The sequence below is a fragment of the Spirosoma aerolatum genome, assembly GCF_002056795.1.
Taxonomy (GTDB): Bacteria; Bacteroidota; Bacteroidia; order Cytophagales; family Spirosomataceae; genus Spirosoma; species Spirosoma aerolatum.
The window spans coordinates 425698-439148 of record NZ_CP020104.1 but is presented as its reverse complement, the minus strand read 5'-3'; the positions used below and the strand labels follow the sequence as shown (position 1 = coordinate 439148).

The following is a 13451-nucleotide window of genomic DNA, read 5'->3' as shown; positions in this document are numbered from 1 at the left end:
AAAATGAACAGAGGGAGTTTATTATATACGCTTTAATTTAACTAATGCGTTCGGCCAGGTAGGCGGCCACTTCGGCTAGTCGATTCGAAAAGCCCCATTCGTTGTCATACCAGGCCGCTACCGACAGCAGGTTACCTTCTTTGGCGGTGAGCGGCAGATCAATGATCGATGAGTGTGGATCGGCGACAATTCGCGACGAGGCCCACTGGTCTTCCAGCACATCCAGCACACCCTGTAAAGGCCCTTCGGCTGCGGCTTTACGGAATGCATCATTTACTTCCTGTACCGAACAGTCTTTTTCGGTAATCAGATTTAATTCAGCGATACTGCCGGTTCGGGTAGGTACGCGATAGGCTTTTCCTGTGATTTTAAGGTCTTTCCAGATAAACTGTAAGGCCCGCGCTGCGCCCGACGAAGAGGGAATAATATTTTCGGCGGCCGCCCACGAATCGCGCCGGTCTTTCATCGGCTGATCAGTCAACGACTGCGTGTTCGTGTACGAGTGTACCGTCGAAAAAAGACCGTACTGAATCCCGAAGTTTTCGGAAATTACTTTGACAACCGCTGCCAGTGCATTGGTCGTGCAGCTTCCCATGCTGATCAGTTTATGCTGCTCAGGATCGAACGTTTCCAGATTGATCCCTTTCAATAAAACGGCATCACAGTCGGCCAGCGTTTTACTGGGTGCACTGATGAGTACGTATTTAGCACCTCGGTCAATATGCGCCTGGGCACCGGCCCGTGTCGTAGCTCTGCCCGTACAATCCACCACCAGATCGACGCCAAGGGCTTTCCAGTCGGGCACTTCTTTAGCCGAATTGATATACGGAATGCTTTGATCGCCAATGGATAAACTTCCTTCCTTTCCAGATACGGGTTCAGGCCAGCGACCATAGTTGGTATCGACCGCAAACAAGGCTGCCAGCGTTGGCTCGTCGCGAATGTCGGCTATGGCGGTTGGAACAAACAATTTTTTCTGAAGCCCGATGCGTAGAAACTGCCGCCCAATGCGGCCAAATCCGTACAAACCAATGGTTGTCATAAGAATTGATTGAGTAAAATAACTGATTATGAACCTATATAAGCTTTAATTCGACCTTGTCCCTCGACAGGGCAAAGCAAACCAATTGTAGGTTGATAACGGAAAGTACAACTAAGTTGGTTCTTAAAACCAATACCGTACGTAGATCTTACAACAACTTCAGTACCGGGAGCGTCTTTTCAATTTTCGCTCTCGATCCTTCATATTGTTTGGGTAGTTTCAGGGTATTTCCCAACTCGTCTAGTGGTTCATCGACCGTAAAGCCTGGGTTATCGGTAGCGATCTCGAAGAGTACGCCACCTGGCTCACGGAAATACAGCGAAAAGAAATAATCACGGTCGATCTTCGGGGTGATTTGCAACCCACTTTCCAGAATTTTCTCCCGAAACTCCATCTGAATGGCATCGTTCGCTACCCGAAAGGCTACGTGATGGTTGGTTCCGGCGGCATTCCGCCCAACTCGCCCTTCGGATTCTTCCAGCAGATCGACAATCGAGGCCTCTGGCACAGCATCCGTCTGGAAACGATAGCGGTTACCGTCCTGTGCTACCAACCGATACCCAAAAATATCAGTCAGCACCCTGGCCGTAGCCTCTATTTTTTGCAGCGTCAGCGTAACGCTGTGAAAACCTCGTAATGCCATATCCGATTTGATAGCTTCCGTTTCCCAGCCCGTTCGGCGGTCGAACTGCTTCGGTACGATCAGAGCAATGGACAGCCCATCAGGATCAGTAAAAGACAGGTATTGTTCGCCAAACCGTTCGGCCAATTCACCTGCTCCAACACCCAGCTCGTTAAACCGACCCAGCCAGTTATCCAGGCTATCGGCCGGTACTGAATACCCGATTTCGGTAGCCATGCCAATACCATTCCGCCCCGGTCCAATGCCCTCCCACGGAAAAAAAGTCAGAATGGTTCCGGGCGATCCGCCTTCATCACCATAATAAAAATGGTAGGTACTGGGATCATCGAAATTGACCGTTTTTTTGACCAGTCGAAGGCCGAGTACATGTGTGTAAAAATCATAATTACGCTGAGCGTTGTTGGCAATGGCCGTAATGTGGTGCAGGCCCAGAATAGATTCGTTCATGGTAAAGAGGTTAGACGTTCAGGAAGTGGATAGAAAAACCACCATGGTAAAACTATACATCGGTCGGCTCTGATTGCGTACACCACCAAAGCCGACCGATGTTGCAGTCACTTAAGAATTGATGAAAGCCAGAATATCAGCGTTGATCGTAGCCGCTTCGGTGGTTGGCATACCGTGTGGGAAGCCTGGATACGTAATCAGCTTACCGTTTTTCAGCAGTTTAGCGGCCTTTAACGCTGTAATCTGATACGGTACAATCTGGTCGTCTTCGCCGTGAAGTACCAACACAGGCACTTCCACATTTTTCAGGTCTTCGGTAAAATCACTTTCCGAAAAGGCCTTCACGCATTCGTAATGGGCCAGAATGCTACCCATCATGCCCTGCCGCCACCAGTTGTCACGAACGCCCTGTTTTTCAACGGCTCCTTCGCGGTTATAGCCATAGAATGGAATCGAGAAATCCCGGAAATACTGCTGGCGTTGGGTAGCGGTCAACTGCCGGATTTCGTCAAAGATGCTTATGGGAACGCCATCTGGGTTGCTCTCGTTCTGCACCATGATCGGCGTTACAGCGCTTACCAGAACGGCTTTAGCCACCCGACCTTTGCCATATTTGTTTACGTAGTGGATCACCTCGCCACCACCCGTCGAATGGCCGATGTGGATAGCATCTTTCAGATCCAGCGCTTCGACCAACTGAGCGACATCCGAAGCGTAGGTTTCCATTTCGTGCCCACCCGACGTTTGACTAGAGCGTCCGTGCCCCCGGCGATCGTGCGCAATAACCCGAAATCCATGTTGTAAGAAAAACATCATCTGGGCATCCCAATCATCGCTCGATAAGGGCCATCCATGATGAAAAACAATTGGCTGACCGGTGCCCCAATCCTTGTAGAATAGATCTGTACCGTCTTTTAATGTTAAAAAGCTCATGTTGTTATTGGTTAAAATTGACAACACAAACCTACTCCACCAGCACGGGCTGGTCGCGGTAAGAATCGAAGGTTGTACGGTAATTTGACAGGTTTCTTCATAGGATATGTTAGAACTATTTCGCATTCCCAACGGGATCTTCTTTCAAATGGCTACTATTAGCAAATTCTTAGTAAGTCCATTCTGGTGCGATTAGTTACTTATGATCTAAAACCGCGTCCATAGGAAACTAGATTCTTTTCATAAATGTAGTTTTTTATGAATGTCTTAAGACTCCTTCAGTGGGCCCTGCTAATCAGTATGATGGCCTGTAATCATTCGAATATTGACCCAACGTCCACGCCAATTCGCTGTAAAACCACATCCGAAATAACTTATCTTGATGGCGTCCAGAATGATAAGACGCTGACTACCTATGATGACCACTTTTCTGCAGTTAAAGAAGTAAGATACTCTGGTACCTATGGTCCAAACATCACCATCTATCAAAACACCTATGAGGGAGATCTGCTAATCAAATCGATACCGTTTGAAAATAATATCTCGTATGGCCAAACGGTATACACATACCATCAAAACAAGCAAGTAAAGAGTAAGATATCCACATTTGACTATCCTTACAGTCACTTAATGCAAATAAGTGAGTATGATGATCGGGGAAATCAGACCCGAGACCGTAACGAATCGAATTCCCCTTCAGGTAGTCAATATCTTCAGGAGACCCTGACCACATATACCTCCGAGAATGCCATCCTAAAGCAGAACTACACACAAAATATAAATGGCGATGTTAAGACTTCAGAGGTACTTAACGAGTACAACAACCAAAATCAGCTAGTTAAATTTACCAGTACGATCACAGATAATTATAGTAATTCAAGGTATACTACCGATTACACCTATCACAATGGGAAGCTCACGCAAGAAGATTACTCCATTAATGGCCTAAAAACAGGCCTTATGGTCCACGATTACAATGCTAACAATCAGCTAGTTAAGTCAACTTATTCTAATAGCTTGGGGCAGAATGTCACCAATTACAGCTATACCCAACAAGGAAAATTATCGGTGAAGGCCACAGAATATAGCTTTAAACAGAGTATGGACTGGGTAGAATATAGCTATTATCCAACAGGTGACCTCCAAACTAAGTCGACTTATTTACTAACTGATAAAAGGAATAGTGCTACGAAAACACTGGAATCCATGTACCGTTATGACGAGCGAGGGAATAGACTGGAGTTGATTATTAACGGCGATGGCATTTATTATGTTAATGGTGGTGTTACACCAGCAAAAAATCTTCGAACCGTCACCGAATATATCTGCCGATAAACAATGAAGTGGTGAAGGGTAGCGGTAGACCCGGCCCAAATGACCTACTTAGGGGAGTCAATCAGGTAATAAATTGGGTAGTTGTGGGTAAGCCAGCCTGTCCTTAACCCAAAGCTCATCAAACAGTCTATCCACGCTTTAGTATTTGTTGATGACCATGGTCTGAATTCGCCGACAGTATCCCTTTGAAAAAAATACACCTATCACTGCCTCACGCTTTTAGTCGTTCGACTAACTCCCGACGATAGGTCAGTCCTACGGGCAGGGCCGTCTCGCCGATAAACACTTCGTTGCCACTCATCCGGTGTATTTTAGCCAGCGGAACCAGATAGGATTTATGAACCCGGATAAATTGATCGGAGGGTAATCGACGCTCCACTTCGGTCATGGTCATGGACGTCACGTAAACCTGTTGGGCCGTAAAAAGCTTGACGTAGTTTCCCCAGCTCTGAATATACTCCAGGCTACTATACGCAATACGAACCCAGTCGGCATCCACTTTTACCATTAACGATTGCTCGGGAACAGCCGGGAGTTGAACCGGTTGTTTTTCAGTCTCTGTTGACATGACTTTGTCAATTGCTTTCAGAAACCGGGGGAATTCGATGGGTTTCAGCAAGTAATCAACCACACCGTAGTCATAGCTCTCCAGCGCAAACTCCGAATAGGCGGTAGTAAGAATGACGCGGGGCGGATTGGCTAAGGTTTGCAGGAGTTGTAAGCCGTTAATTTGCGGCATGTTAATATCCAGAAACAACAAATCGACCGGATGGCGGTGCAAAAAATTAATCGCTTCCAGAGCATCGTAACAATTACCCACCAGCGTCAACTGATCGACTTGCCCGATGTAATGCTGCAATACATAGTGTGCAGCCTGTTCGTCATCAATAAGTAAACACCGCAACGGGTTGGACATCGGCTCGGGTGGCTAGCTGAATTTCTAACAGGGTAATATATCGGTCGGACTCCTGGGTTAAGGCCAACTGGTATTTTTCGGGATACAGCATATCGAGTCGTTGGCGGGTATTCTGTAGACCCAGGCCGGTTGATGTACCGTTTAGCTTGTGACAGGACAGCGAGTTTTCAATAGATAGCCGTAGTCGGTTATTTCGCAATTGCAGAACGATATGGACAAAGCACCCTTTGATGTCGCCCGTCCCGTGTTTAAACGCATTTTCGACCAGCGGCATCAACAGGAGTGGTGCCAACTGGAAGGTTTGCAGTTCATAGTCGTCAGTAGGGTACTCATAGCTGATCTGGCAACGTTTCCCCAGCCGCTCCTGCTCCAGCGTGACGTAACTAGTAATGAACTCGATCTCCTGCTGCAGCGATACCCACGACCGACGGCTGCTCTCGACCTGATACCGCATCAGCTTCGATAACTGCATCAGCAAATCAGGCATTCGGCCAGGCTCATGCAAACTGATTCCGTAGAGGTTATTAAGCGTGTTGAAAAAGAAATGCGGATTAAGCTGGGCGTGCAAAAATCGAATCTGTTCGTCCTGATGCAGCAACTGGTCGGTATGGCGCTGTTGCTGCTGCTGATAAAACCGCTGGATCAGAAATACCCCAACAAGCACCATCAGGCTAACCAGGTAGGTGGCCAGCAGAAAAAGCCCGGTTTCGCGCCACTCCTCGATGGGGCAAGACTCTGGGTAAAGCCAATGATTTACGCCGTATACCAGAAAACTGCCCACTACCAGTGCCGGAACCGTCCACAAAATGTATTGCCTGATCTGTTGCTTAAACAATAGGGGGAATAAGACAAAGCGGTGAAACTGAGCCTGCCCATACAGCGTCAGAAAAAAGAGCAGTGCCCGCCCCAGGTCGTTCCAGGAAGTGAGCCGGTTCCAGGAATTCAGCGACATCAGAATAAACAGGAACACAAAGGCCAGTACTTCCCGCAGCCAGACTTTTTGCTTTCCGTTCTTGTTAAACCAACTCATCCTTCTTCGCGATTTTTAAACAAAAAAACCGAATGTTGGCCGACATTCCAATTGAAAATGACCAATCGAATACGTCATCCAAAAGCACACGTTTGTCATTTTTAGTGGGATGATGCCAGAAGCAGAATTGTACTTTGTGCCCAGATAACCAGCAATAGGCTATCAATATAGTATTAATGAACGCTCTACGATTCTATTTTATCCTTTCTTTTCTGTCGATAATAATCCAGGGAAAAGGCCAGCAGGTACCAACCAGCCCGATAAATCCGAACATAAAAGGACAGCTATCGGGCATGTTGACCGACTCCACCACCCGTCAGCCAGTGCCGTTTGCAACCGTAGCGCTACTGACAGCAACTGGAACGATTATAACGGGTCAAACCACTACCGAAACAGGCCATTTCACGTTTACCGGGCTGGCAATCGGGACCTACGGTGTCCAGATCTCTTACGTCGGCTACCAACCCCGCACCCTGATAGGGATTACAATTTCGGCCCGTCAACCTAAGCGGGACTTAGGCACCATCCTCCTGCGATCCGAAAGCCGCCAATTGAACGAGGTTCGGGTAACGACGCAGAAAGCCTTGATTGAAGAAAAACCGGACCGACTCGTCTATAACGCAGGCAGCGACATTACCAACAAAGGCGGTACGGCCGTCGATGTGCTACGCAAGGCTCCTATGCTTACCGTCGATGTGTCCGGCAACGTTCAGATTCGGGGAAGTTCCAGTATCAAGGTGCTACTGAATGGTCGGCCATCGGGCTTGCTGGCCCGCAATCTGAGTGAAGCCTTGAAGATGATTCCGGCCAATACGATTCAGTCGGTTGAAGTGATCACCAGTCCGGCGGCTCGCTACGATGCCGAAGGCGCTGGCGGAGTCATTAACATCATTACCAAAAAACAGTTGAAAGGCTCCAACGGTAGTCTGGATGTAACGGCGGGCAATTATGTTCAGTCGCTAGGTGGCAGCTATGGATTCAAGCATGAGAAATTTGGCCTGACGTTTTCGGGTAACACCAATGCCGAACGCGAAAAGAGTATTATTGAAACAACCCGTATGTCGCTGGTAAACGGCCAACCGGCCGGAGAGTTGTTTCAACGAATCAGCGCCAACAACATCCACCCAGGCTGGTTTGGCGATCTGAGCATGGAGTATGCCTTCGACACACTGAACCGGGTTAATCTGTCGGTTAGTAGCTGGGGGGGCGCCTGGCCCACATCTAATACCGGCTATTATCGGTTTCGGAACTCCGAAAATCAGATTAGCCAGGAATACAACCAGGTAGTCGATCAACAGAACCCCTTTGGTAATATCGAATGGAATCTGGGGTATACCCGCACCTTTCACAAACCGAAGCAGGAACTTAGTGTGCTGGGCCAGTATAGCTACACCTTCGATAATTCCCGCTACGCCATCGATCAGCTCAGCCTGACCGATCAGCCCATATACCGGGAAACGAGTACTAACCGCAGTCATAACCCCCAGTGGACGTGGCAGATTGACTATGTTCATCCGTTTTCGCGCAATGGGCAGCAGGTATTTGAGGTAGGGGCTAAAATGGTCCGTCGGGATGTCAGCAGTACCTACGAGGTCTACACCAGTCAACCGGAAAACATCGCGCTTCTACCTCTCAGCGCCGACCGATCCAATACATTCACGTATGACCAGCAGGTAGCTGCGGGCTATGTCTCCCTGAAGCTGTCAAACCGGACGCACTGGACACTTCAACTGGGTACCCGGCTGGAAAACACCATTATGAGCGGTCAATTCGTCCATACTATTTCTCCGTTTCGGGTGCAGTTCAACAACTTCATACCCAGTGTTATTCTATCAAAACAGCTCACCGAACAGCAATCCGTTAAAGTAACCTACACCCAACGGATTTCCCGCCCTATGATCTGGGATCTGAATCCGTATGTTAATGCCAGCGACCCGAAAAACCGGATGGCAGGTAATCCGCAACTTCGGCCGGAACTGGCGCATGTGGCCGAAATCTCATACAGTTTAACGACAAAAAAAGGTACCTACCTCAACCTGGCCCTATACCGCCGACAAACCGATAATTCCATCGAAGATGTTCGGACCGTCGATACGTCGGGGGTATCACTAACTACCCGACAGAATGTAGCCCGCAATGAGCGGACGGGATTGAACGTAAATGCGTCCGGGCAACTGGGTCAAAACTGGAAACTAAACGGTGGGGGTGAGTTTTATTACGCCCATTTCAGTAGTCCGGCTTTACAGGTGCAGAATTCCGGCTGGCTCTGGCAATTCACGCTGAATCTGGCTTACCAGTTACCACGCCAATTTACCGTGCAGGCCAATGGTATTTACAGTACGGGCTGGGTGCTGTTGCAGGGAAAAAATTCGGCCTGGTACGATTACAGCCTGGCGGTTCGCAAAGAATTCTGGGATAAAAAAGCCAGTCTGACGCTAGGCGTCAATAATCCATTTACCTATCCCTTCCGTCAGCAGAACGATTCGCAGGCGAGTACATTCTGGGCTCATACTACCAATCAATATTTCACTCGTTCGGTCAAATTAACCTTTAGCTGGCAGTTTGGGCAGATCCGCGCCAGCCACGACGAACCCATCCGAAAAATAACCAACGACGATGCCCGCACGAAATAACCGTCATTCTAAACAGGACAGCCAGTTAGCCAAACCAATTCATACAATGCAATTTACACAACCTACTTCGCCTACATCCTGGACAGTGAACAGTGCCACCTTATGGTTACGCCTGGGATTAGGCATCACTATGATTCCCCACGGTTACGACAAACTGACCCACTTTGCTGACTATCAAAGCTCCTTTATGAGTTTTCTGGACCTGAGCCATTCGGTCTCGCTGGCTCTGGCTATCGGTGCGGAGTTCTTCTGCTCTATCCTACTAATGTTGGGGTTGTTGACACGGCCAGCACTGATTCCACTGATTATTACCGCATTTGTTATTGTTTTTGTTGCACACGAAGGCGACATAGCAGGCGATGGGTCGGCTGGGTTTCTATTACTGATCGGTTACCTAACCTGCCTACTGCTCGGTCCCGGAGCATTTAGCCTGGATGCAATCATCTCCAAACAACGAACTTTATCTTGAATGATCGCTGAGCCTATGTATTGCTAGTATAGTCATGTGTCATGCTTTAGCCTTTCTTGCGCCAGTACTCCCGGCTCCAGACTCGGCGGAAAGGCCACTTACGGGTTGTCAGCGCAATAGGCAGGTAAGCATGGGCCTGTTTAGTTGTCTGCTGATAATAGGCATCATCATCGGTAAGTACCAATGACTCGTAGACATCATTAGCCTTAACGGTTAAATCGGCAAAGGGCAGTTCAGGACGCCAGGTTGGGTACTCTATTGCCAACCTGGTTTTTAATAAGGAACCCGAAGGCAAGGGTTGTTCCGGCTGCGGTGTGGGCTGAAACTGCTCCTGAGCCACATTCAATGCGTAAGCCAGGTAAGCTTTGAGTAACTTGGGGCCCTCATTGGCCGTATCTGCTACGTTCAGTTGGTCGGGCCACAGGCTCGTAATCACATAAATTCGCTCACGGGCCCGCGTAACCGCTACATTCAATCGGTTTTCACCGCCACGTGCATTCAGACTACCAAAATTTGTCGATACACGGCCGCGCTCGTCGGGCGCGTACCCCATGGAGAAGATAATAATATCACGTTCGTCGCCCTGTACATTCTCAATATTTTTGACAAACAGATGTGACGCGGTGTTAGAAAGTAACGCGGGCGAACTGTCGGATTGTCGTACCTCCGCTTTACTTTCCAGCATATCCTGAATTAGCTGCTGCTGTGGGTAGTTAAAGGTCACAACACCGATAGAACGGCCCGGCATTTCGGATTGCAATTGCTCAAGAAGTTGCACGACCGCTTCGGCCTCAACAGGATTGGTATTCTGTTGCCAGACGCCTTTTACATTCCGATAACGGATGGCAGGTTCATGCTGGTTAACCTCATCAAAATGGGGCAATAGCGAAAGCCTGTTCTGATAAAAGTGCGCATTCGAAAAGCTGATCAAATCGAGTGAACGACTGCGGTAGTGCTCCGTTAAGGAAACCTGCGGCAACTGCTGTGCGGCCAGTTCGAGCAAGGACTCAACCTCCAGAGCCACAGGCGTTTCTTCCTCCTGCTCATTTTCGTCCAGACGAGTTCGGTACAGATCGCTGGGGCGAAGCTGCTGATTATCGCCCGTTACAACTACTTGTTTGCCCCGTACAATAGCCGGAATACCGTTTTCAGCAAAACATTGCGAGGCTTCATCAAAAATCACCAGATCGAACAAGCCTTCCTGCAACGGAAACATTGCGGAGACCGACTCGGGCGAGGCCAGCCAACAGGGAACTAACTTAAACACTTCATCGGCGAAAGATTCCATCAACTTCCGAACGGGCCACACATTTCGCTTCTTGGTGGTCTGATGAAGCAAATCGCGGTAAGTAACCACGTTGTTCAATCGATTGAACGTCAGGTTTCGATACGTTTGCTCACGAAGTTTCACTAGCAAAATATCGCGGCTGAGCGTTTGCTTTCGCCGAATACTTTCCTGCAAAGCCTGCTCCCATTGCGCCATTTTGAGCGACGATACACTCCGTAGCTCTGGATGTAGCCCCTCCAGGTGATCGAGCCAGGCCCGGCGTAAGCTTTTGTCAAACGCCTGTGTCCAATCTGCCGGATGTAGGGTTTGTAGCCGATCTATAATGAGTTGCTCCGCTTCCGAAAAACCTTCTGTCAACCGATCAGCTTCGATAAGCAAATCGAAATCATGCCGAAGCGCTTGACGCAGATCGGTAGCGAATGCATCATCCTGCCAGATCCGTTCAAGTTGATCGCTGGTCAGATAGGTCGATGCGGTAGTACGTTGTTGCTCTATAGTGGTTGAAAGTACCAGAAGCAGCTTGACCAGTTCCGCAAATCGCTCATGTGTTCGCCAGCCTGACTCAGGCAATTGCCGCAGAGGTTCTATGGTTCCTAATCGTTCTACTATGTGCTGTGCCCGACGCAGGAGTCGCAAACTCTCCGGAGCTTCCGACAAGGGTAAACCCGCCAGCAACATACTGGCTTCATGACGGACAGCTTCTAACCGTATGCGTTTATCCACTTTTACGGCCAACGTCTGTAAAGCCGATTCCGATACATCCAGCGAATTGGCCGAAAGTACCGTCTGCAACTGAGTTTTACCCACATTCGTCAACTGCCACCATTGCCAGCTCATCCACGACGACCGAGCGGTAATCGCTTCGGCCAGGAGCGTACGGAAAGCGCGTAAATCAGGTGTTGAAATGGAAGACTCTGGCCCCGGAATTTCCAGGGTTTCGTCCCACGCCTTCGCCAGTTGTTCCAGCTTTGTTTCGTCGGTAGTCAGGGCCAGATGGTTGGGCGTTCGTCGTAACTGCTGTATAACCTCCCAAAGTTGGGTGGCATCGTCCGTATCGAGTAAGGCCAGCAGGGCGGTTAGTTCCCAATCGTGCGCCAGCCAGTCTGTTAGTTGACTCAGGGAGAGCGATTGACCGACTATCTGAGTAGTCTGTTGATTAGCCGTCTCACGCAGTTGTATCCACCGAACAATCGCCTGATCTGCTTTTCCTAAATCGGCATTGGAAAAGGCTGCGAAGCTCACCCGCTCTTTCCACAGATGCTCAGTGCCTAATCGTTGTTCGTAAGCAGCAAAATCGGCAAGTCGCCGAACAAAGTTATCCACATTAGACAAGTGGAATTGTGGATAAGTATCACCCAAATCCACACTAAGTGCATCCGAATCGGTAGTCAGGTAGAGTTCCTTAGCCGAAACACCACACTCACGGGTATCGAACAGGGCATTTTTAAAGGTTTCCAATTCAGCGACTGTTTCATCGATACGCCGACTTTCCACCTCAAAATCACGTTCGAGCAACACAGCATTCAGACTATTGTTCTGTTGTCGATACTCATCCAGCCGGTTGACCTGTTCGGCAATTTGTGCATATAAAGCGCGTCGGTCATCCTGAAAATCGTGGATCAGGGCTAAAAACGGCTCCATACCCACCTGACGCAATCGTTCCTGCACCACATCGAGCGCTGCCCGTTTCTGACAAACCAGCAACACACGCTTTCCCGACGCGGCCGCATCGGCCATCAGATTGGCAATGAGTTGCGACTTACCCGTACCCGGCGGTCCCTGCACAACCAGACCATAACCTGCCTTCACCGCCCGCAAAGCCGCTTCCTGCGACGCATCCATAGGTAGGGGTGTGTGGATGGACTTTTCTAGCAGGGAGCGGGGAGCAGAGAGCAAGGGGTCGGGATACCGAAATGAAGACAACGTTGAAATGGATTCTTCATTTACCTCAATGCCTTCACTACTCGCCCCCTGCACCCTGCTCTCCACTCCCTGCTTCTCCATCAATTCATCATAATCCGGCACCAGAAACGAGCCCGCCTGCGGAAAAATACCCAGCACCGCTTCTGGAAATAGCTTCAGCTCACCTGTCCGTTCGAGCTGCGTTAAATCTTTACCGGATTGCTTGTTGAAAAAATGAAGCGAATCCGTAAATAATTCCTGATTGAAATTGATTTCGAGCGGGGTGGTTTTGAGCCATTCGTATAGCTGCGTTCGGAAAACAAGCGAGTCGCGGTCAAACTCATCAAATGTTTTTTCAACCACTTCGTCGGGCACCTTCACCTGGTTAAACTGCCCATAGGCTAGTGCCAGAGTTGGATTCAGAAACGCCAGCTCATCGCCCCGACGAGTGAGTTTCCAGAACTTCCCCTGCTGCTCAATCTGCACTGGAAAAAATAGCAACGGCCCATGAATGACAGTATCGTCCAGAAATTTGCCCTTTACGAACGGCCAACCTATATATAAATCTTCGGTTCCGCGCTCTTCTTCAATAAATCGGGCGGTTCGGGCAATCCGGCGAAGTTTCCGGCTTACTTCGTTACTCCGCTCCTGACGGGGGTCCAGTACGTCGCAGAGTGCAATGGCAGGCTTTCGGCCAATGAGATCAGCGATGATGGAAAAGGCAGACTTGTTAAGTAGAAAATCCGTTTCCTGTAAATCCAGAAACTGACCAGCGGGTAAACTGGTCAGTAGCAACGAACGGTTACGGCTACT

9 protein-coding genes are annotated in these 13451 nt (G+C 49.1%); 3 read left to right on the top strand and 6 right to left on the bottom strand.

The window, feature by feature from the left end:
* Positions 1 to 37: 37 nt before the first annotated feature.
* The 3 genes from B5M13_RS01830 to B5M13_RS01820 all read right to left on the bottom strand — a co-directional run bounded on the left by B5M13_RS01830 (position 38) and on the right by B5M13_RS01820 (position 3065).
* Complete coding sequence (locus tag B5M13_RS01830) at positions 38 to 1042, bottom strand: type I glyceraldehyde-3-phosphate dehydrogenase (protein WP_080054039.1); 1005 nt, start codon at positions 1040 to 1042, stop codon at positions 38 to 40.
* A 148-nt stretch (positions 1043 to 1190) separates the two neighbouring features.
* Positions 1191 to 2132, bottom strand: coding sequence for a ring-cleaving dioxygenase (locus tag B5M13_RS01825; protein ID WP_080054038.1), 942 nt, complete (start codon positions 2130 to 2132; stop codon positions 1191 to 1193).
* Between the two features lie 111 nt (positions 2133 to 2243).
* Positions 2244 to 3065 (bottom strand): alpha/beta fold hydrolase, encoded by an 822-nt coding sequence (locus B5M13_RS01820; protein ID WP_080054037.1) that lies wholly within the window; start codon positions 3063 to 3065, stop codon positions 2244 to 2246.
* Between the two features lie 258 nt (positions 3066 to 3323).
* Here B5M13_RS01820 and B5M13_RS01815 point away from each other — a divergent pair, with 258 nt between their 5' ends.
* A complete protein-coding gene (locus B5M13_RS01815) occupies positions 3324 to 4400 on the top strand; it encodes a hypothetical protein (RefSeq protein ID WP_155297161.1) in 1077 nt (358 codons plus the stop codon).
* A 211-nt stretch (positions 4401 to 4611) separates the two neighbouring features.
* Here the strand turns inward: B5M13_RS01815 and B5M13_RS01810 are convergent, their stop codons facing one another.
* A complete protein-coding gene (locus B5M13_RS01810; RefSeq protein ID WP_080054035.1) occupies positions 4612 to 5316 on the bottom strand; it encodes a LytR/AlgR family response regulator transcription factor in 705 nt (234 codons plus the stop codon).
* Entirely contained in the window at positions 5285 to 6346 is a 1062-nt protein-coding gene (locus B5M13_RS01805) for a sensor histidine kinase (protein WP_080054034.1), read from the bottom strand. The genes B5M13_RS01810 and B5M13_RS01805 overlap by 32 nt, the downstream gene beginning before the upstream one ends.
* A 176-nt stretch (positions 6347 to 6522) precedes the next feature.
* Here B5M13_RS01805 and B5M13_RS01800 point away from each other — a divergent pair, with 176 nt between their 5' ends.
* Both B5M13_RS01800 and B5M13_RS01795 read left to right on the top strand, forming a co-directional pair.
* The gene (locus B5M13_RS01800) at positions 6523 to 8979 is read left to right on the top strand and encodes an outer membrane beta-barrel family protein (protein ID WP_080054033.1); all 2457 of its coding nucleotides are present in this window, start codon (positions 6523 to 6525) and stop codon (positions 8977 to 8979) included.
* Positions 8980 to 9025: 46 nt separating this feature from the next.
* Positions 9026 to 9448, top strand: coding sequence for a DoxX family protein (locus B5M13_RS01795; protein ID WP_170061076.1), 423 nt, complete (start codon positions 9026 to 9028; stop codon positions 9446 to 9448).
* Between the two features lie 46 nt (positions 9449 to 9494).
* Here B5M13_RS01795 and B5M13_RS01790 read toward each other — a convergent pair whose 3' ends face one another.
* A complete protein-coding gene (locus B5M13_RS01790; RefSeq protein ID WP_080059756.1) occupies positions 9495 to 13433 on the bottom strand; it encodes an AAA domain-containing protein in 3939 nt (1312 codons plus the stop codon).
* Positions 13434 to 13451 lie beyond the last annotated feature (18 nt).

Coding starts and splice junctions, on each gene's coding strand:
- B5M13_RS01830 (WP_080054039.1), bottom strand. CDS start 1,042: ATGACAACCATTGGTTTGTACGGATTTGGCCGCATTGGGCGGCAGTTT.
- B5M13_RS01825 (WP_080054038.1), bottom strand. CDS start 2,132: ATGAACGAATCTATTCTGGGCCTGCACCACATTACGGCCATTGCCAAC.
- B5M13_RS01820 (WP_080054037.1), bottom strand. CDS start 3,065: ATGAGCTTTTTAACATTAAAAGACGGTACAGATCTATTCTACAAGGAT.
- B5M13_RS01815 (WP_155297161.1), top strand. CDS start 3,324: ATGAATGTCTTAAGACTCCTTCAGTGGGCCCTGCTAATCAGTATGATG.
- B5M13_RS01810 (WP_080054035.1), bottom strand. CDS start 5,316: ATGTCCAACCCGTTGCGGTGTTTACTTATTGATGACGAACAGGCTGCA.
- B5M13_RS01805 (WP_080054034.1), bottom strand. CDS start 6,346: ATGAGTTGGTTTAACAAGAACGGAAAGCAAAAAGTCTGGCTGCGGGAA.
- B5M13_RS01800 (WP_080054033.1), top strand. CDS start 6,523: ATGAACGCTCTACGATTCTATTTTATCCTTTCTTTTCTGTCGATAATA.
- B5M13_RS01795 (WP_170061076.1), top strand. CDS start 9,026: ATGCAATTTACACAACCTACTTCGCCTACATCCTGGACAGTGAACAGT.